Source organism: Halobacillus sp. SY10, assembly GCF_045401165.1.
Classification (GTDB): domain Bacteria; phylum Bacillota; class Bacilli; order Bacillales; family Halobacillaceae; genus Halobacillus; species Halobacillus aidingensis.
On sequence record NZ_CP174345.1, the window covers coordinates 2,199,384 to 2,219,468 of the forward strand.

The window sequence follows — 20,085 nt, forward strand, 5'->3', positions numbered from 1 at the left end:
TTCATCCCTACTTTCACAACAAAAAGGAAGGACCTTGCCTAAGACCGTGGCATAGATCCTTTCTTCACTCGCTAGTCACTTCTTATAATGGCAATGCTTGTAAAGGTGGTTCTTCCTCGATGATTTTCTCAACCTTGTTATTCTCATACATCAGGGCAATCTTTGGACGAAATTCTTCAAGTTCCTCTTCATTAAGCATCGCATAGGAAACAATAATGATAATATCATCCGGCTGTACACGGCGGGCCGCTGCACCATTCAGGCAGATAACACCACTCCCACGCTCACCAGCAATCACATAGGTCTCAAGACGTTCACCATTATTATTGTTGACAATCTGCACTTTTTCATGGGGAAGTATACCGACTTGATCAAGCAAATCCTGATCGATCGTCACACTTCCAACATAGTTCAAATTCGCTTCAGTTACGCGCGCCCGGTGTATTTTTGCTTTCATCATTGTACGTAACATATGAAATGACCTCCTTGACGATCACCCATAGATGACATGTCCTTCATGATCGAAAACGACATTGTCAATCAACCTCACCTTGTCATAAAATACAGCCGCAGCGAGAATCACAGGACGATCGATCTTCTCTATAAATTCTAACTCAGGATAAGATAATAATTCAATATAATCTATCTTACCACGAGTTTTCTGTTCAAGAAACTTCTCTGTCGCCTCAATGATAAATTCTTTGGACCTTTGTCCTTCCATGACAAGTCTCCTGCCATACTGGAGCGCTTCCTGTATGGACGGAGCCTCTCTTCGTTCCTGATCGGAGAGACGGACATTTCTACTGCTTTTCGCAAGACCGTCTTCCTCTCTTACCGTAGGGACAGGGATGAGATTGACAGGCATATTATAATCTTTGATCAACGCATCTACGACAGCTACTTGTTGTGCATCCTTCATTCCGAAGTAGACGTTGTCAGGTCTTGTAATATTGAATAACTTAGTGAGGACGGTAACTACCCCATCAAAGTGGCCTGGACGGCTCTTTCCACACAAAACATTCGTCCGTTTGGTAACCGTCATATTCACGGATAATGACTGCGGATACATCGTTTCATTGGTAGGAAGAAAAACAAGATCAACACCGTTTTCTTTTGCTGCCTTTCGATCATGTTCCTCATCACGAGGGTATGTATCCAAATCTTCCCCCTCCCCAAATTGCAGAGGGTTCACGAAAATGCTGAGAATCACTTTATCATTTTCCTTCTTTGCTTCTTTAATAAGGCGGATATGCCCTTCATGAAGGTAGCCCATCGTTGGAACGAATCCAATGGTCTCCCCATTCTTCGTCCACTCGGAAATCAATGTGTTCACTTGATCAATTTCTCTTAGTACTTCCATTTTTCACCTTACTCCTCTGGCAGTTCATTAAGGTTCATAGTAAATGTGTGGGATTCTTCCGGAAAAGCCTTCATCTTCACTTCTTTTACATAAGATTGCACCGCTTCTCCTAGAAGATGGTTGCTATCGATATAAGGCTTTACGAACTTCGGTAATCGATCAACCCCATACTTTAGAATATCGTGGTAGACGAGAACCTGACCATCGCACTCTGCCCCGGCACCGATCCCAATCGTAGGGATAGACAACCGGTTTGTAATTTGCTCTGCTAATTGCCTAGGAACGCATTCAAGAACAAGAGCCATTGCACCTGCCGCTTCGATTTCAAGCGCTTCTTCGATGAGTCGTTCCGCTGACCCCTGATCCTTCCCCTGAACCTTGTAACCCCCGAGAACGTTGACCGATTGCGGAGTTAAACCGATATGACCGACCACAGGAATCCCGGCATGGACAAGCTTTTTCATCACTTCAGAGACTTCACCGCTCCCTTCAAGCTTTAATGCTTGAGCACCTGTTTCCTGATAGAGTCTACGCGCATTTTTCAAGGTGTCCTCTGTGGAAATATGATAGGACATGAAGGGCATATCAATGACTTTGAATGTGTCAGGTGCACCACGATAGACCGCTTTTCCATGGTGGATCATATCCTCCATCGTCACCGGGATCGTTGAGTCATAACCAAGTACCGTCATTCCCAAGCTGTCTCCGATGAGAATCATATCAACATTCGCTTCCTCTGACATTTTCGCTGATGGATAATCATAACTTGTGATCATGACGATTTTATCTTTGTCATGCTTCATACGCAGGAACTGTGCCTTATTACGCATGATATCCTCCCTCTCCCCAATGAATTTCCGCTGAATATAGTTTCTCTTCTTCTCCGTCTTTGCTTTTCGCGCGCAAAGCTCCATCAGGCTCAATTCCTATAAGGGTCGCTTGCCACGTTTTTTTCATTGTAGATATGGTCACTTCTTCGCCAATTTTGTATCCGAAGTGCTCCCAATCTTTTTTAATGGATGAAAACCCATGGGCCTCAAACCGTTCATACGTTTCTTCAAAAAGACGGAGAATGTGCTGAACCGTATGTTGAATATTCCAATGCTGTCTGGATTCGATTTTCAGTGAAGAAGCTTTGTATTTAATATCTGCAGGGATTTCACGATCTTCTTGGTTTACGTTCATTCCCATACCCAGCACAATATATTGGATGGTATCTTGTTCCGCTTGCATTTCGGTAAGAATTCCTGATACCTTCTTATGATTAATTAATAAATCATTCGGCCATTTGATTTGCGGAGCCAACGCAGACCTTTCTGCAATCATCCTTGCTAATACGGTTGCTGCCAGGAGAGTGATTTGAGGTGCTTGCACAGGAGGTAGATGCGGGCGTAAGAGGACACTCATCCATATCCCCTTTCCTTTCGGTGAATCCCAATTTCTCGACATTCGCCCTTTTCCTTTCACTTGCTCATCTGCAATGACTACAGTTCCATGCGGTTTTCCCTGTTTGGCAAGCTGATGCACAATTTCCTGGGTGGATTCTACCTGGTCGTAATGATGCAATTCATGACCGATCCATTTTGTATCCAGCCCCCATCTGAGAGTGTTCTCACTGATCTTATCGGGGGAAGACAAAATTTTATAACCTTTACGTTGGACGGCCTCAATTTCATATCCGTCCTTCTTTAATTCGTTCATATGCTTCCAGACGGCTGTCCTTGATATTCCCAGCTGGTCGGAAAGTTCCTGGCCTGATATATGGCCCTCTACGTTATTGAGTAACTGGATTAATTCCTTGCGGGTGGATTCCATTCCCTCACCCACTCCTTTATCTTTTCATAATCGTTTTCCATTTCCCCTGTGACCACATGGTGTTCAATCGTATCCATCCATTCTGAGATCCATGAACCTTTCGGTAAATCTGAGAACAATTGCAGAAGGTCTTTGGCTTGGAAAGTCAGCTCCCTTTTGTCAACAATAGGAAGCCGTTCTTTCATCTCCATCAAAGTCTTGTCCAAGTTTACATCTTCTTGGTGTAAAGCAGAGAACAATCTAGAGAACGATGGGAAGAGTTCTTCATCTAATTGATAAACAAGCCATGCTGTCACATTCTTCTCTATTTCATACTGTTTATAGGCGTACAATAACTGAATTGTTTTTTTCTTTGTATCCTTTGAAAGTTTCCATGACTTCATGAAATTTTCTGCTGATAACTGTGGAAATTGTAACACATAAAAAGCGATAATCTCATGCCATCCAACTAGAGGTGAATTCGGCACATTTCTATGGATGTCCAAGTCTTTAAGAATTGGCAGATGATTCTTCAACCCTGTCGTATGCAGTAAGTGTAATCCTAATGCATAATCCGAGCCTCTGAAAATTTTCTCCGTTTCCACTGCAATTCTTTCAATGGAAATGTATTGAAGTAAATGAGACAAGCGATTCAATGCTTCTTCTGTCTTCTTTTCAATATGAAATGAAAGTTGGCTGGCAAACCTGACAGCTCTCATCATTCGTAACGGATCTTCTTGAAAACGCTCAGCTGGCTGACCAACAGCTTCAATCCTTTCCTTGCGTATTGCATCATGTCCGTGGTAAGGATCAATAAGGTTGCCGTTTCTACTCATAGCGATTGCATTAATCGTAAAGTCTCTTCGCGCCAAATCAAGGGTGATATCCCGGACGAAGGTCACCTCATCTGGATGACGGTAGTCTTCATAACCTTCTTCTACACGATATGTCGTAACTTCGTATGAAACAGAACGATGGCGCACGATCACGGTGCCATGCTCAATTCCTACAGGGATGACTTTTTCAAATATTTCCTGGATCCGTTCAGGGGTTTCTGAAGTAGCAATATCGATATCATTGACAGGTATGCCGCTTAAATAGTCACGAACAGCACCACCGACGATGTAAGCTTCGCCCCCAGCTTCCTCAATCTTTTGAATTACTTCAAAGGCAGGTTCGAATACTTCGTGATTACTCATGATTCAACACCTGTTCATAAAGAGTTTCGTACTGTCTAAGGATTGTGTTTGTTGCGAACTTATCATGAACGACTCTTTTCGATCGTTCAGCCATCGTTTGATGCAGATCCTTATCCTCTAATACTTTTGTGGCGAAGTAGGAAATTTGTTCAACATTTCCAAGTTCTGCGATAAAACCGGTTTCCCCATGATCGATAACTTCTGGGATCCCTCCGATATTTGTTCCGATACAAGGCACGCCGCACGCCATGGCTTCAAGAAGGACAAGTCCAAAACTTTCTTTCTCAGATAACAATAATTTCAAATCTGAAATAGAAAGGAGTTCACTAACGTTTTCCTGCTTTCCTAAAAAGAGGACGCGATCATCTAACCCTAGCTGTTGAACAAGTTGATGACATTCGGAATATTCCGGACCGTCTCCAACCAGCAACAACTTCGCCGGCATTTGCTCTGCGACAGCTGCAAAGGTTTTGATGACATCTGTCACTCTTTTTACTCTTCGGAAATTAGAAATGTGGATGAGTACCGCATCTTCTTCATGAATTCCATAGTGCTCCTTAAGACGTTGTTCATCTTTACGATAATACTCCCTTTCATCTACAAAATTATAGATGACGTCAATGGACCGGTCTGTATGTAACATTTCTTTCGTTTGGTCAACAAGGCTTTGCGAGACAGCCGTGACTCTGTCCGACTGTTCGATCCCAAACCGAATCATTTGTTTAAGACTGGAATCTATGCCCAGGACAGTAATATCTGTTCCATGAAGCGTCGTAATAATTTTTACATCACGTTCACACATTTGCTTGGCTAAAATCGCACAAATGGCATGTGGCATCGCATAATGGACATGGAGAATATCCAATTCCTCTCTATTAATTACATCTGCCATCTTAGCTGCGAGAGCTAGGTCATAAGGGGGGTGCTGGAATACTGGATAATTACTGACTTCCACTTCATGATAATAAATATTCGGATATACACGGTTCAGACGGAAGGGGACTTGAGATGCCACAAAATGGATTTCATGCCCTTTCTCTGCCAGCAACTTCCCAAGCTCTGTAGCAATGACACCTGATCCCCCTACGGTCGGGTAACAAGTGATACCTATTTTAGCCATAATCGATCACTCCTGTTATCTGTTCATTTCAATGATGCCTTTCCAATCGAAATCTCCATGATCCAAGGCCTGAATCATAATATCTGCCATTGCTTGGTTAGTCGCTACAGGGATTTGATGAACATCACATAACCTCAGCAAAGCACTAATATCAGGTTCATGTGGCTGTGCTGTAAGCGGATCACGGAAAAAGACAACCATATGCATCTCTTCACTTGCAATTTTAGCTCCGATTTGTTGATCGCCGCCGAGCGGCCCGGATTGAAACCTTGTCACTTTCAAGTCTGCTTCGTCTGCGATTCTCATCCCTGTCGTACCTGTAGCAAACAATTGGTGCTTCGATAAGATGGAATGATATTTTTTCGCAAAACGGATGATATCTTCTTTCTTTTTATCGTGCGCAATCAATGCGATATTCATTGTAAACCTCTCCCTGTTAGTCAAGTATGTGTTCAAGACCATAAACGAGGACGTCAAGTTCCATCACACGTTCTGCAGCAAGTTTCACCCCGCTCATAAATGATTCACGATGAATGGAGTCATGTTTTACAGTCAGTGTTTCGCCGTGTCCACCAAAGATGACTTCCTGGTGAGCCACAAGACCCGGAAGCCTCATACTGTGAATTTTCATTCCATCAACATCCGCCCCGCGGGCACCTTCAAGCGTTTCGGTTTCTGATTCGTGTCCTTGTTTATGAGGATGGCGAACCTCTTTAATTAACTCAGCGGTTTTAAGTGCGGTCCCTGAAGGAGCATCAAGCTTTTCATCATGATGCTTTTCGATGATTTCCACATCCGGAAAATGTTTGGCTGCCCACTTTGAAAATTGCATCATGAGAACAGCCCCGATAGCGAAGTTAGGAGCAATGATGGTCCCGATCCCTCGTTCCGATGCCAGGGTAGTCAACTCGGATAGTTCATCTTCTGAAAATCCTGTAGTACCAACGACGGGTCTGACGCCGTTTTCAATAGCAAGCTTTGTATGTTTGTACCCATTCTCAGGTGTCGTCAAATCAATCAGAACATCAGCTTCGACTTCACTCAGACATGTGGCAGCATCCGTATAGATGACCGCTTCCATATCAGGAAAACCATCCAGTTCTTTCACAGTCATTCCTTCGTGCTTTCGATCAATACAAGCCACAAGTGTAAGCGTGGATTGATTATCGATCATTTTTAATGCTTCTTTGCCCATTTTACCACGCGGGCCTGCGACAATCACTTTAATATTACTCACTATTCGTTCCTCCTTCTTTACGTGTCCAGCGATCTTTGTCTCTCGTCTCAATTTTACTCATGGATTGTTCAAAAGCATCAGAGAGATCGATGTCCAGTGAATTTGCAAAACATGTAAGGACGAAAATAACATCGCCAAGCTCTTCTTCAAGAGCTTTATCTTTTTCCGTACTCTTTTTGGGTTTCTCCCCATATCGATGGTTGATTTCTCTTGCCATCTCTCCCACTTCTTCTGTCAACCGTGCCTGAAGACTAAGAGGAGAAAAATAACCTTCTTTAAATTGCGATATGTACTCATCCACTCTTTGTTGGATATCTTTTGTCGTGTAGTTCATTAAAAACCCTCGCTTCTTTAAGGACTCTCTCTAAATGTTAGCCAAAAGGCCGCCATTTGACAAATTTTTTAGTTTAAACCTTTAAAAATTATTGATTATTTTATATAAGCTTCCGATTGTGGAAGACTCCTTTTGGAGATAAACGGGGTTCGTTTACCATATTGGGAGTCAGGGGTGGTTGGGAAGCTACTCGCTTTCCTGTGGGGATGACGGCAAGCCTCCTCGAGCTTCGCTCTGTGGGGTCTCGCTAGCCAATCCATTCCCACGGGAGTCTCGCAGCTTCCCAACCACCCCATTTGATATCGGAGACAAACGAACCCCTAGACCAAGATGGGATGTCTTCAACCATCTCTGTATTATAGGAAAAAGCGGTTTTAAGTGTGGAGGCGCCTCGGTCAGCGGCGTTTGGACTGGACTGAGCTGGCGGAGATAAAGGAAACACGAAGAACGGAGTGTTTCGATGCTGACTTATCGTACAGAAGCGAGGGGAGTCTCACTAGTCGCTAGGCGCCGGAACCGGATATTTAAGAGAAAAAGAGTGCTTGGTGAGACCCCGCAGGACGTAGTCCGAAGTGGCTCAGGCGCGCTCCTGCGGAAAGCGACTCATTCCCCTCCGCCCCATCCACTTACACAAAAGTCTCGAAATCAAGCCTTCCAGAACCCTGCCATATACTTCAATAACTTCCTTATGAATAATCAATACTAACCTTAAGCAAAATCCAAATAGAAAAATGATGTTATTGCCGCAATCGCTTGAATTATCTATAATTGAAGTCGTGTGATTAAATATTGGAGGTGTACATATGAAAATCTTCGGACTACGCTTGAAAAATATCATATGGATCTTAATCGGATCCGCTATCTTTTCTTTCGGACTTGTCCATTTCAACATTCAAAATGAATTAGGAGAAGGCGGATTTACTGGAATTACCTTGCTGCTCTTATACCTATTTGAATGGGATCCGGCCATTATGAATATTGTGCTCAATATTCCGGTCCTCATCATCGGATGGAAGATACTTGGTCGTACCACATTTTTTTATTCCTTAATCGGCATCCTTGCCGTCTCCGTTTTCATTTCAGTTTCTCAAAACTATATGATTGAATTCAACCTGGCCGATGATCTTACATTGGCTGCCCTGTTCGCAGGAGTGTTCATTGGCGTAGGGCTGGGCATTATTTTCCGGTACGGTGGGACGACAGGTGGAGTCGATATTATCGCCCGTCTTATCAATAAGTATCTTGGCTGGAGTATGGGAAGAGCCATGTTCCTCTTTGATGCCCTTGTCATTTTTGTATCCATTATTACATATCTCGAATACACAAGAGGTATGTACACATTGGTAGCTGTGTTTGTCGGAGCAAGAGTCATAGACTTCATCCAAGAAGGGGCATATGCCGCAAGAGGTACCACAATCATTTCTGAGAAGAGTGAAGAAATCTCAAAGCGCGTGATGGAGGAGATGGATCGAGGCGTAACCGTGCTCGAAGGAAGAGGTTCCTTTTCTGGTTCGAAGAGGGATGTGCTTTATTGCGTAATCGGAAAAAATGAAATTGTAAGACTCAAGTCAATTATCGACCATATTGATCCTCATGCATTTGTCGCCGTTAGTCATGTACATGATGTGATGGGCGAAGGCTTCACTCTTGATGAGAACAAAAACCCTATCGACTAAATTTTTAAATGAAAATAATCTCAATGAAAAAACCGATCCTACTACAAGGATCGGTTTTTCTTATTTACTCTTCATTCATGCCAACGAACATGAATACAAAACGCAGCAATTCAGCAAGTGCAACGAGAGCACCGGCAACGTAAGTCATCGCTGCAGCGTTCAACACTTTCTTCGTTTTGCGCTCTTCATCATTACGGATGACTCCGGTTGAAACCAACTGGCTCATCGCGCGGTTTGAAGCATCGAATTCAACAGGCAACGTGATCAATTGGAACAACACAGCAGCCGCGAAGAATACAATTCCTGCCAGAGCAAGTCCTGCCATTCCAAGTAGAAATCCACCGATAATAAGGAAGATGGAAATGTTAGAACCGAAACTCGCAACGGGAACAAGAGCACTTCGGAAGCGTAAAAATGCGTAATCCTGTGCATCTTGAATCGCGTGACCGACTTCGTGTGCGGCAACAGCAGCTCCTGCTGTTGACCGACCATGGTAAATATCTGTTGAAAGACGGATCACTTTCGAACGAGGGTCATAATGATCCGTTAAATGTCCACGGACTTCTTCTACAGCAACATTGTATAATCCATTGTCATCAAGAATTTTTCTAGCTACTTCTGCTCCTGACATGGCAGATGATGTTGGAACTTTTGAATATTTTTTGTAGGTGCTTTTCACCTTTGATTGCGCCCACAGTGGAATAATCAATATTAGCGCAAAGTAAATAATAAAACTCATCTTTCATTCCTCCATCTTGGATGTGAGTATATAGGTCAATTTTAGTCAAAAATGCATGAAAAATCAACTATGACCACTCTTCATTCTGTGTCTATTTTTCGAACTTTCTCTATAATTGATTGCGCCAACATAAAGCAATGTAACTAATATCGCGCCACCTATAAAAATGGCTGTCGATAAGAAAGCATTCCAGTCTTGCTGGGACTTTCCTTTGACGAGCTCTGTAATTTTTCCACTGAACTTTTCCCGACCAGTAATAGAATCAATAACCGATAATTCATGCAGCGCTTGATTGGCTTCTTTCATTTTTGCCCCGTCTACATAATTCTTAACAACAGGACGTATCAAGTTCCACTCCTCTTCGATGTCTTCAAGAGGAACAGAAGAAACAGAACGGTCTGAAAAATGCTCCAGCTTTTCTGCTATGACGGGATAGGGATTTTCGGACGAAGTAACTTCGAGAAAAGTAAGGAGCCCCTCCTCCCACTTGGTTTCTTCAAGCTCATCTGTTGAACTATAGAGGTCGAGGTGTGTCCATGTTTCTTTATGGTGATCCGGCAGGGTTTGGACATATTGTTCCATTTCCGCATATTTACTATTCCAAAGCCGCTCAGCAAGGTCAAACTTTTCATCAGCAGCTAACCGGCGGTATTGTGATGCAAAAGCTTCCCAATCAGAAGGTCCCTCCGACCATGAATGTAAAAGGCCCGATGGTACGAGTGTGAAAATAAGGGAACAAATGAACAATAACACGGCACGTCCCATTTCACTTCTCCCCTCTCACAAGTATTATTTCATTTTATGAGAAGGAAAGGAAATTTAGACTGGGTATTTTCTTTTTACAGATAAGACGTAGGCACAAAGAATACATCCGATACTAAGCCAAAATGTAAAATATCCGATTTCGTCCATATACTCTACAATAGCTGGATACACAGGCATTTGACCGAATACATAATCAATCACATCATTGTGAAGCGTCCATACGGCAGCAACGGCAATATGCCTCATTTCTATTTTATAAAAAGGAGCATACAGAAGCCCTTGAACAGCCATAGCTCCATGTGAAAAAATTAACATATAACCGGTCCATGGAAGCGATCCATATTCTAATAAAGTCAAACCGTTCATAACGACTGCCCATACTCCATATTTTAAAAGGGTAATGATGGCAAGTGCTTCTATGTAGGGAACATTTTTTCCAAAAATATAAAACCCCAGGAATATAGTAAAGAACAAACTGGCTGTCGGGCTATCAGGAACGAACAGCAGAAATATAGGTTCGGTCACAGAAAGCTGAGGTTCATACCATATGTATCCGTAAATGGTTCCAAATAAATTAATGAAGAAAAGCATGATTAAAAATGATCGGTTAGTCAATAGGTAGGTGATCATTTGTTTCATGTTACCTCGTACCTCCAATACAAATGTAGCCGCGCTTTTGAAAAGCGCGGCTACATTGAATTAAGTATCTAATTACTCTTCAGATCCAGAACCTTCTGAATCACTGGAGCCTTCATCTGAAGATCCTTCTTCAGAACCTTCACCAGAAGAACCCTCCTCAGATCCTTCTTCAGAAGAGCCTTCCTCAGATCCCCCTTCGGATCCTTCACCGGAAGATTCTCCGCCTTCACCACCAGCTTCACCGCCGCCAGCTTGAACGACGAATTCAGCAAGTTGCTGAAGCTCTTCATCGCTTCCGCCAAAAATACCTGAAGGCATCTCACCGACACCGTTTACAGCAATATCTTTGACTTGGTCCACAGTCAATTCAGCATCAATCAAGGATGGATAGTTTCCTTGTCCTTGCAGAGCATCCCCGTGACAGCTCAAGCAGTTCGCTTCATAAACTGCATATCCAGGATGTTCTTTATCGATCGTTGATTCAACCGCTTCCACGTTGACTCCGTACTTTTCCGCACGCATTTCATAATCAGCATGAGAAACAGACTCATAAGTCAACCAGAATGTTGCGATAAAGCCTAAAAGCATCAATCCGACAGCAATCGGACGCTTATGAGGGCGACGTTCTGGCCCGCGATCCAGGAATGGAGCCAGCAGCAAAGCACCGAAGGCTAGGCCTGGCATAACGATGGCACCGAGAACGATGTAATCTCCACCTGCGAATTGATATTTTAGAAATTGATACAAGAATAAGAAATACCAGTCCGGCAATGGAATATAACCTGCGTTGTTCGGATCCGCCTGTTGCTCAAGTGGTGATGGGTGAGCAGCAGTCAGAATAAGAAATCCAATCAAGAAGACAGATCCTACGAGCCACTCCTTCAACAAGAAGTTAGGCCAGAAGGCTTCTGTACGGCCTGGGTATTCCGAATAGTCTTTTGGTAAGTTGGCTTTTCGTTCAGCCGTGATTCGTGAATCACCGACGAACTTCATCCCTTTTCCCCTATGCACAGCTTTCCCTCCTTTTTAACGATACATTTTATAGTGGTCCGGAAATTCCTTGTTTACGGATTAAAATGAAGTGGAACGCCATCAATCCGAAAAGTGCAGCCGGCAAGAAGAATACGTGAATAGCAAAGAAACGTGTAAGCGTTTGTGCACCAACGATCGATGGATCTCCGGCTAGTAACGTCCGAATTTGGTCACCGATAAATGGTGTTGCTGCAGCGATTTCAAGACCGACCTGAGTCGCAAAGTAAGCCTTGTTATCCCATGGTAGCAGGTATCCTGTGAAGCCAAGTCCCAACATGACGAAGAACAAGAGTACACCAATGACCCAGTTCAACTCACGAGGCTTTTTGTAAGCTCCCTGGAAGAATACCCGTAGCGTATGTAAGAATAACATGACGATGACGAGACTCGCTCCCCAGTGGTGCATACCACGGACGATTTGACCGTAAGCAACCTCTCGTTGCAAGTAATAAACAGATTTCCAAGCGTTTTCAATGTCCGGCACATAATACATGGTCAGGAACATCCCTGACAAGATTTGAATGACCGTTACAAAGAAAGTCAATCCACCAAAACAGTACACAAATGCTGAAAAATGGTGTGCTGGGTTTACGTGTTCAGGAACCTCGTGATCAGCGATATCACGCCAAAGCGGGGTGATATCTACACGCTCGTCCACCCAGTCGTAAATTTTCTGTAGCATGTATTATACCCCCCCTCCTGAATCTTTCGTTTCACCTAGGTAAAGCATACCTTCTTCAACTTTAAACTCGAATCGTGGCAGTGGTGCCGTCGGTGGAGTTCCTGGCACGTTGGTTCCGTCTTTCGTATAACGGCCAGCGTGACAAGGACAGAAGAATTGGTTCGGGTACTCCTCGTTGGAAGCCCAGTCGACCGTACATCCCAAATGAGTACAAATTGGTGATAGTGCTACAATTTCATCATTCTCGTTTCTGTACACCCATGCCGTTTTCTGAACTTCTGATTCATACCAAGCATCCACTTGATCGATCGTCCACTCAAAACGCTGCGGTTCATTCGTAAGTTCATCAACGGAAGCTACGGAGACGAAATCTCCACCTTCTTTCGTTTTCAATACTGGATCGATTGCAAAACGAACCATCGGTGCAAGCATTCCGGCTGCCATGAAACCGCCTACACCAGTAAGTGTGTAGTTGAGAAATTGGCGTCGGGATACTCGTTTTTTATCGCTCATTCTTTTCCCCCCTCTATGCTGTAATCCATGCGACATGGATTGATTACACACAGTTTACTAGGACATTACCATGATAGCGCAATCTTAAGGCGCGGTCAATAAATTATCAAACCTTGTCGGAACTTTTATCCAGTTACCAATAGGCCTGGATCAAATCACTGATCTGATGGGCTTGCTCCCGAACGAACGACTGTGTTTCTGTAGACTGAATATCGCCAGAACCCATGCCAGGCACCCATAGGACGTGTCCTTCAAGTTCTCCTTCGTATTTTTTCCATTTACTGTCGAAAGTAAAAAGAAAAACGTGATGGAAAGGTTGCTCTTTGAACTTATGAATCCAACGATTGATCCTCTCTTTTTCGTCAGCTTGTGATCCTTCAAGATAGTAATAATCAGGCGCTAGGAAGATCCTCCCCTTGTATTCTTTTTCGATCAGGTTCGTAAACACTTGGTTCAACTCCCGCTGGAAGGCTTGCTTTACCATGTGTTGGTCGTTCCCCGGATCAAATGGAATCAAGGGAATGATTACGGTATCAATATACTGTTTTTCAGGTATGTATTGCGTAGTATCTGCTTTTGTCCATCTCATAATTCATTTCATCCTTTATCTATGTATCATTTTCTTTTTATTTTACTATATTTAAACAAAAATGAAAGCCGGGACCTCTTCATTTGAAGGTTCCGGCTTTCATATCTCATAAAAATGCATTCAAATCCTGCTTGACTTTCTCAAGCTTTCCGCATAATGCTTTAAATTCGTCTCGCTCCCCATTGATCAGAGCTTCGTCGATTCGATCTTCTATGCTTTTCTGCCTATGTTGTAAAAGACTGACAGACAACAGGCGTTCCGCTTCATTTTTATCTCTGTCATTTAAGTAGTAGTCTTTTGGAAGGTAAGGGTTTTCCTCTAGTACGAGAGCATATTTCGAGCATTGCTGTGCATTCTCAAAGTTCATTTGAATATAGACAGGTTCTCCTTGATTCATCCTTAAATCATGAAACGACTTCTCGGCGTCATTCGTCATAACCTGGCCTTTATAAAAACGGAAAGGTGGGTCAGAAACACCCTGGGCACTGATTTCCATGCCACGCGGACAAAACTTCACTTCCTGGACAAAATGGACACTAGACAAAAGAGATTCATGGTTCATTAAATAATTCAGAATCCAAACACTCTCTCGCTTTTTCAACTGAAAGTGATTCAAAAACCAGCGGACAAAGTCTTTTTTCTCATCCACAGAGATTGGTGTTTGCATATGGGCGCCCCTCCTGCGCTTTATTAATCAGCTCATTGTTCTTTCAGCCGCTCTACGAAGTCCTCAATTTCTGTATCTGTAGGGTCGATCGCCAGGTATTCTTCAAAAATCTGTCGTGCTTCAGACATCCTTCCTTCTTCTACAAGGAAATAACCGTAAGATTTCAAGAAGTCTGTGTCTTCCTTCAAGGAAGGATACGCTTGTTGATACTGTTCATAAGCCTCCTTGAATCTCTCTTCCTCTTCATAAGCCTGAGCGAGTTCCCACAGGTAATTCGGATCTTCCTCTCCCATCGAGATCAACTCGTTGATCAAATCGATGATCTTATCATTCATATCATCAGCTTTATAATTTTCAATCAGGAAAAGAATGGCTTCTTTATATCCAGGATCCAAAGCAACCGCTTCTCTCATCCACTCGTAACCTTCTTCTTTATTTCCCTGTCTATGAGATAACGTACCGGCAAGATGATAGAGTTCCTTGTTGAATTCATCTTTTGCGAGTCCTTGTTTAGCCATATCCAATGCTTCCTTCGGCATACCTTCTGAATCATAAGCTTGAGCCAAGTGAGGATAAACCGATTGGAAGTAAGGGTCCTTTTCAATCAACTCTTCCCAAACGTGGATGGCAATGTCATTACGATTTGCCTGGTAAGCTACGAAACCATAGCGAAACATGACATCAGGATTATCTTCTTCGACTTTTTGGAAATACTCAAGTGCTTGTTCAAATTCTCCATTAGCTGCATAAGCCTCGGCCAGTCTTGTTGCAACTTCAATATCACCAATGACCGGCTGATGGTGCATGGCATTTTCATAATAAGGGATACTCTTCGAATATTCCCCATTGGAGAATGCGAGCTCTCCTAAAGCAAAATCAATGATGGCTGAATTCGGCTCCACTTGTTTAGCCATTAGTAACTTCTGTTCAGCTACTTCATAAAGCCCTTGAGCCTGATAAAGATCCGCAAGCTGCACGAGCGCTTGCAAGTAGTCTTCATCTTCCGGCCCAAATTGGTCCAGCAGTTCAATCGCTTCGTCATCTTCATCAAGGTCAATGTGGATCTCTGCCATCATGACTTTCAGTTCTTGTTCTTTAGGATAGCGTTGTATCAGTTCGTGCAACACCATCTTAGCTTCTTCGAGCATCCCCCATTGCATGTATAGTTCAGCAATCGTGAACCTCTCTTCTTCATCTGCTTCTGGCAAATATTGTGTTAGAGTTTTTATCGCATCTTCCGTCTTGTGGGCTTCCATTTGACGGATAGCTTTTTGAATTTCCTCCATGATGACATCCTTTCCGTTTAAACAAAATGCTTGTGAATCTTCACTTGTATGTGGGATCCAGGCTTTTCATCGATGACCTTCTGGTTCACCTGTTTCACCTGTCCATTCATAACCGTTACATTAGGAACAGAATTATGATATCTAAAATCATCCGCCTCTTCAAACGTTCGGTCTTCTGAAAAGCGATAAAGGTTATAATCCGCATACCCTCCAGGGACGATTCCGCCTTTGTGAGGGTAGATCCCGCTGTCTTTTAAATTTTTCAAAGAGAGTATTTCATCATCCTGTACATCTGTTAGCTTTATGATACCATACTGTTCGCAAAGTGAAGACCACAATTCTGCATAGTTGTTCGACGTATTCTCTGTATCTTTGACGAACATTGTCAACGGCATTCGTTTATAAGCCTGCGCCTGAGCTACCCATTCCCAACAAACCTCAGTTAGTTCTCCTACAGACTGCACTTCCACACATAAAAAGGGGCTTCCTTTTCTGGCAAAAAAACGGACCATTTCTGGCCGCAGCATCTTTGCCGGCACAACAGGTATGACCATATAATCGAGAGGCAGTGATTGACATCGATTTAAAAATTGGTCATATTGATTTCGGTAGTGACGTAAACTAGTCACTAGGTGTTGTGTGAGTAACAAGGTACACCCTCTTTTTATGTAGCGATTCCCTGTGTCGGTTACGGAGGGTGAAAAAGCAAGCGGCTCGTTAAGATCCATCATCACATGTCCTGGGCTGACGTGAAATCCATCCACGACCATCAACGTATAAGGCTCTTTTCCAGTCCGGTCTCTGACAAACTTCTCTTCCTTAACTGTGCATTCACTAAAACAGGGGCCTTTGTCATTTTCAACATATCCTTGAAACCAATAAGCTCCCATACGATGAAACCTCCAAGTAGGCTTTTTATATCGTATGAGAGCTTTACATAAACTATGAAGTTAATTTAATTCAGGACTTGATTTAAGTCTGTGAAAAATGAAGGATAAGAGATGTTGATACAATCTTTGTTCTTGACGATGACTTCTCCCTCACAAATTAAGGAAGCGATCGCACCCATCATACCGATACGATGATCTCCAAAAGAATCGACGGATCCCCCTTTTAAAGGTGAACCTCCCTGTATAACCATTCCATCTTCTTGGGCTTGAACATCCGCGCCTAAAGTAGTAAGCGTCTCGACGACAGCTTCAATTCGGTCCGTTTCCTTGTAACGCAGTTCTTCCGCATCTTTAATGATCGTTTTTCCTTCTGCCTGCGTCGCTGCCAGAGCAAGGATCGGGATTTCATCAATCACATTCGGAATAAGGTCTCCTTCTAAGGTCATTCCTTTTAGCCGGCTGTGACGGATAACGATGTCACCAACAGGTTCACTTCCGATATGTGTATGTACATGGACCTCTATATTCGCTCCCATTTCTTTCAATGCTCTTACAATCCCGTCACGCGTCGGGTTGAGCCCGACATCCCTAATTATTAATTCACTATCAGGAACAATCGAAGCGGCCACGAGGAAAAAGGCTGCCGAAGAGATGTCACCAGGAACTTTGATATCGGAAGCAAAAGGCTTTTGTCCACCCTTGATTTTAATAGACCTGCCCTCCACTTCTACATCCACCCCGAATTCAGGAAGAAGCATTTCCGTATGATTTCTGGTTTCCCCAAGCTCTATCACTTCAGTTTCTCCTTCTGCCAGCATACCTGCTAATAGCAAAGCAGACTTCACTTGAGCACTTTTCACTGTCAATTCATGGCGAGTCCCCTCAAGTTTTTTCCCGCGGAAGGCAAGTGGGAGCAAGGAGTCATCTTCACGCCCTCGGATCTCCGCTCCCATCACTCTAAGCGGTTGGATGACACGGTCCATGGGGCGCTTGGACAATGACTCGTCTCCGAATGCTGTCGTGAATAAAGGAAGACCTGCAAGCACTCCGCTCATTAGCCGTGCCGTTGTCCCCGAATTTCCGAAATTAATCGGTTGGGAAGGTTCTCTTAGGTGGGAAATCCCTTTTCCATGAACCGTAATCTTATTCCCTTCCTGCTCGATGTTTACCCCCATGAGGCGGAAGGCTTCGACCGTTCTCAAGCAATCTTCACCGGTAAGAAAATTCGTAATGACAGAAGTTCCTTGCGCCAATGCTGAGAAAATGACGGATCGGTGGGAGATGGATTTATCACCAGGAACAGATAATTCCCCTTTCAGTCGTTTATCTGTTGGTTTCAACTCAATACTGGACATAGGAATCCTCCTCTACTGTTGGATCATTACTTCGTATTGGTAGTGATCTAATATTTCTTTACTCTTCCATTGTTCTTCACTTGTAGCAAAGCTGATTCTCAACACTCCGGTAATCCCTTCCCTAATTTCAAGGATTTGAATATTTTTAATGCTGATGGCTTCTTCCGCCAGGATTCCGATCACATCACGGATCGCACCTGGTTGGTCATGGATATCAACATAGATGTCATAGAAAGATGGGATGGCTCCTTTGTCTTTTGTTGGGAGGCCGTCTCTGTACAATTTAGCATCAGATAGATACTTGTACGTTTTCTCTTTCTCACCTTCGGAAAGATAGGTTTTTATTCTCTCCATCTCCCCGATCCAGTCATCAAGCATGGAAATGAGGAGTTTTTTATTTTGAAAGAAAATATCCTGCCACAATTTCGGATTACTGGAGGCGATTCGAGTAATGTCTTTGAATCCCCCTGCCGCCATCTGTTTAATATATGGATGTGTGACTTCCCACTCTTTTGCCTGATGGACAAGTGAAGAAGCGATTAAATGCGGAAAATGAGAGATGACCGCGGTCATCTCATCATGTTCTTTCGTTGTAAATGTCACGAAACGAGCCTTCGTTTCTGATAACAAATCTTTAATCACATCCGCTTCCTTTTCATCGGCATGAACAGATGGGGTCAACACATAAATCGCATTCTCGAACAGATGTGGTTTCGCAGCCGTATAGCCATGTTTGTGTGAACCTGCCATCGGGTGTCCACCTACAAAGGAAAGGAAAGGATGTGTTAATCGGTTCGCCGCTTCCAGCACCTGGTTTTTCACAGAAGAAACGTCTGTCACTAGCAACGGTTTTTTCAAATCCATAGACTCGAGCTTTTGAATGTAGTCGATGGTAATGGAAATGGGTGTAGCTAAAATGCAGATATCTGCTTCCTGAGCTGCTTCTTCAAAATTGAACGAGGCCTGATCAATGACCCCTTGCTTCAGAGCCATATTAAGGGTTTCTTCATCCCCGTCCATTCCAATGATGAATACATCCTCTTTCTTAGAGACGTTCATAGCTATAGAACCACCGATGAGTCCTAAACCAACGATGAGTATTTTCTGCTTCATTGTTCATCAACAGAAGCGAGCTTTTGCTTCATCGCTTCCTGGATCTCCTGCATGTCTTCTTTCTTCCCAATGGTTAATCGAATGGTATTCGGTAAACCCAGCGCTTCCCCGGAGCGTACGATAAACCCTTTTGTCAACAAGTATTCGAACATTTCATCACCACTGCAAGGCAAATGAATCAAAAGGAAATTTGCCTGAGTGTCGAAATATTTCAATCCATGATCATCACAGAATTGCATCAAAGCTTTTTTGTTTTTTCGGTTTTCATCAACCGTTTCTTCAATGAACTTCTGGTCATCCAAAGCTAACAGAGCAGCCGCTTGTGCAACTGTTGAAGTGTTGAAAGGCTCGCGGGATGGTTCAAGAATTTGAATGACCTCTGGGTGACCGACACCATAGCCGATTCGTAAACCTGCTAAACCGTATGCTTTAGAGAAAGTACGGAGTACCATCAGGTTTGGATAGCGATTCAATGCCTCTATGGAATCAAAAGCATCATCCGCTTCCAAATATTCGTAATAAGCTTCATCAATGACAACAAGAACGTGATCAGGCGTCCGTTCCAGAACAGACTGTAATGTCGTTTGATCGATATGGACACCTGTCGGATTATTCGGCGTGCAAATCCAAAGTACACGTGTCTGTTCATCAATATTTTGAAGCATGCCTTCTAAATCATGGTGACCATCAACCAGTGGGACTTCTCTAACTTCCGCACCTTCAATCAACGCATTATGGCGATACTGTGGAAAAGTTGGTGTCGCCATAACTGTATTGGCACCTGGCTCAAGAAAAGTCCGGCAAATGATTTGGACCACTTCATCTGAACCATTTCCGAAGATCAACTGGTTCTCTTCCACACCGATGAAACGAGCGACTTTCTTTCTAATTTCTGCGCCATATCCATCAGGATAGATTTCTAAATTCGAGATTAGTTTCGGCAATTCTTTCTCCACCACGGGAGAAAAACCAAATGGATTTTCATTGGAAGCAAGCTTAACGATCCGATCCAAACCGAACTCCTTCTTTACTTCCTCTATCCCTTTACCCGGCTTGTATGGTTTCATGTTTTTTAGAATGTCTTTGGCTTTCATT

Annotated in this window: 23 protein-coding genes; 1 reads left to right on the plus strand and 22 read right to left on the minus strand. The window is 43.3% G+C overall.

The window, feature by feature from the left end:
* Nucleotides 1-82: 82 nt before the first annotated feature.
* Genes panD through ACJA3J_RS11240 form a run of 9 tightly spaced genes read right to left on the minus strand, consistent with a single transcriptional unit; the run spans nt 83 to nt 7,044 of the window.
* Nucleotides 83-472, minus strand: a complete 390-nt coding sequence (panD, locus tag ACJA3J_RS11200; protein WP_406944045.1) for an aspartate 1-decarboxylase — start codon at nt 470-472, stop codon at nt 83-85.
* A 21-nt stretch (nt 473-493) separates the two neighbouring features.
* Nucleotides 494-1,360 carry a pantoate--beta-alanine ligase gene (gene panC, locus ACJA3J_RS11205; protein ID WP_406944046.1) on the minus strand — a complete coding sequence of 289 codons (867 nt, stop codon included), beginning with the start codon at nt 1,358-1,360 and terminating at the stop codon, nt 494-496.
* 8 nt (nt 1,361-1,368) lie between these two features.
* Nucleotides 1,369-2,190: a 3-methyl-2-oxobutanoate hydroxymethyltransferase gene (panB, locus tag ACJA3J_RS11210; protein WP_089652556.1), complete on the minus strand. Its 822-nt coding sequence runs from the start codon at nt 2,188-2,190 to the stop codon at nt 1,369-1,371.
* Nucleotides 2,183-3,175 (minus strand): biotin--[acetyl-CoA-carboxylase] ligase, encoded by a 993-nt coding sequence (locus ACJA3J_RS11215; protein ID WP_406944047.1) that lies wholly within the window; start codon nt 3,173-3,175, stop codon nt 2,183-2,185. Before ACJA3J_RS11215 ends, panB begins: the two co-directional genes overlap by 8 nt.
* The gene (locus ACJA3J_RS11220) at nt 3,151-4,353 is read right to left on the minus strand and encodes a CCA tRNA nucleotidyltransferase (protein ID WP_406944048.1); all 1,203 of its coding nucleotides are present in this window, start codon (nt 4,351-4,353) and stop codon (nt 3,151-3,153) included. Before ACJA3J_RS11220 ends, ACJA3J_RS11215 begins: the two co-directional genes overlap by 25 nt.
* Entirely contained in the window at nt 4,346-5,476 is a 1,131-nt protein-coding gene (gene bshA, locus ACJA3J_RS11225; RefSeq protein ID WP_089652559.1) for an N-acetyl-alpha-D-glucosaminyl L-malate synthase BshA, read from the minus strand. The genes ACJA3J_RS11220 and bshA overlap by 8 nt, the downstream gene beginning before the upstream one ends.
* Before the next feature lie 12 nt (nt 5,477-5,488).
* On the minus strand, nt 5,489-5,893 hold the full coding sequence (locus ACJA3J_RS11230; RefSeq protein WP_089652560.1) for a methylglyoxal synthase: 405 nt from the start codon (nt 5,891-5,893) through the stop codon (nt 5,489-5,491).
* A gap of 16 nt (nt 5,894-5,909) precedes the next feature.
* The gene (gene dapB / locus ACJA3J_RS11235) at nt 5,910-6,710 is read right to left on the minus strand and encodes a 4-hydroxy-tetrahydrodipicolinate reductase (protein ID WP_406944049.1); all 801 of its coding nucleotides are present in this window, start codon (nt 6,708-6,710) and stop codon (nt 5,910-5,912) included.
* Nucleotides 6,703-7,044: a nucleotide pyrophosphohydrolase gene (locus tag ACJA3J_RS11240; protein ID WP_089652562.1), complete on the minus strand. Its 342-nt coding sequence runs from the start codon at nt 7,042-7,044 to the stop codon at nt 6,703-6,705. The genes dapB and ACJA3J_RS11240 overlap by 8 nt, the downstream gene beginning before the upstream one ends.
* Nucleotides 7,045-7,847: 803 nt before the next feature.
* Here ACJA3J_RS11240 and ACJA3J_RS11245 point away from each other — a divergent pair.
* Entirely contained in the window at nt 7,848-8,720 is an 873-nt protein-coding gene (locus ACJA3J_RS11245) for a YitT family protein (RefSeq protein ID WP_406944050.1), read from the plus strand.
* A gap of 64 nt (nt 8,721-8,784) precedes the next feature.
* Here ACJA3J_RS11245 and ACJA3J_RS11250 read toward each other — a convergent pair whose 3' ends face one another.
* The 13 genes from ACJA3J_RS11250 to hisC form a co-directional block, all read right to left on the minus strand.
* The gene (locus ACJA3J_RS11250; RefSeq protein WP_089652564.1) at nt 8,785-9,459 is read right to left on the minus strand and encodes a zinc metallopeptidase; all 675 of its coding nucleotides are present in this window, start codon (nt 9,457-9,459) and stop codon (nt 8,785-8,787) included.
* A gap of 63 nt (nt 9,460-9,522) precedes the next feature.
* A complete protein-coding gene (locus tag ACJA3J_RS11255; protein ID WP_406944051.1) occupies nt 9,523-10,224 on the minus strand; it encodes a hypothetical protein in 702 nt (233 codons plus the stop codon).
* Between the two features lie 54 nt (nt 10,225-10,278).
* Entirely contained in the window at nt 10,279-10,854 is a 576-nt protein-coding gene (locus ACJA3J_RS11260) for a DUF1405 domain-containing protein (RefSeq protein WP_167356072.1), read from the minus strand.
* A gap of 81 nt (nt 10,855-10,935) precedes the next feature.
* Complete coding sequence (locus ACJA3J_RS11265) at nt 10,936-11,874, minus strand: menaquinol-cytochrome c reductase cytochrome b/c subunit (protein ID WP_115895306.1); 939 nt, start codon at nt 11,872-11,874, stop codon at nt 10,936-10,938.
* A 28-nt stretch (nt 11,875-11,902) separates the two neighbouring features.
* Complete coding sequence (qcrB, locus tag ACJA3J_RS11270) at nt 11,903-12,577, minus strand: menaquinol-cytochrome c reductase cytochrome b subunit (protein ID WP_035504929.1); 675 nt, start codon at nt 12,575-12,577, stop codon at nt 11,903-11,905.
* A gap of 3 nt (nt 12,578-12,580) precedes the next feature.
* Nucleotides 12,581-13,090: a ubiquinol-cytochrome c reductase iron-sulfur subunit gene (locus tag ACJA3J_RS11275; protein WP_089652568.1), complete on the minus strand. Its 510-nt coding sequence runs from the start codon at nt 13,088-13,090 to the stop codon at nt 12,581-12,583.
* 133 nt (nt 13,091-13,223) lie between these two features.
* Complete coding sequence (locus ACJA3J_RS11280; protein ID WP_089652569.1) at nt 13,224-13,679, minus strand: YpiF family protein; 456 nt, start codon at nt 13,677-13,679, stop codon at nt 13,224-13,226.
* A gap of 106 nt (nt 13,680-13,785) precedes the next feature.
* On the minus strand, nt 13,786-14,346 hold the full coding sequence (locus ACJA3J_RS11285) for a ReoY family proteolytic degradation factor (RefSeq protein WP_089652570.1): 561 nt from the start codon (nt 14,344-14,346) through the stop codon (nt 13,786-13,788).
* Nucleotides 14,347-14,378: 32 nt separating this feature from the next.
* Entirely contained in the window at nt 14,379-15,632 is a 1,254-nt protein-coding gene (locus tag ACJA3J_RS11290; RefSeq protein ID WP_089652571.1) for a lipopolysaccharide assembly protein LapB, read from the minus strand.
* 17 nt (nt 15,633-15,649) lie between these two features.
* A complete protein-coding gene (locus ACJA3J_RS11295; RefSeq protein WP_115895304.1) occupies nt 15,650-16,522 on the minus strand; it encodes a hypothetical protein in 873 nt (290 codons plus the stop codon).
* 65 nt (nt 16,523-16,587) lie between these two features.
* Nucleotides 16,588-17,877, minus strand: a complete 1,290-nt coding sequence (aroA, locus tag ACJA3J_RS11300; RefSeq protein WP_406944052.1) for a 3-phosphoshikimate 1-carboxyvinyltransferase — start codon at nt 17,875-17,877, stop codon at nt 16,588-16,590.
* A 12-nt stretch (nt 17,878-17,889) separates the two neighbouring features.
* The gene (locus tag ACJA3J_RS11305; protein WP_406944053.1) at nt 17,890-18,990 is read right to left on the minus strand and encodes a prephenate dehydrogenase; all 1,101 of its coding nucleotides are present in this window, start codon (nt 18,988-18,990) and stop codon (nt 17,890-17,892) included.
* Entirely contained in the window at nt 18,987-20,084 is a 1,098-nt protein-coding gene (hisC, locus tag ACJA3J_RS11310) for a histidinol-phosphate transaminase (protein ID WP_115895302.1), read from the minus strand. Before hisC ends, ACJA3J_RS11305 begins: the two co-directional genes overlap by 4 nt.
* Nucleotide 20,085: the final 1 nt, after the last annotated feature.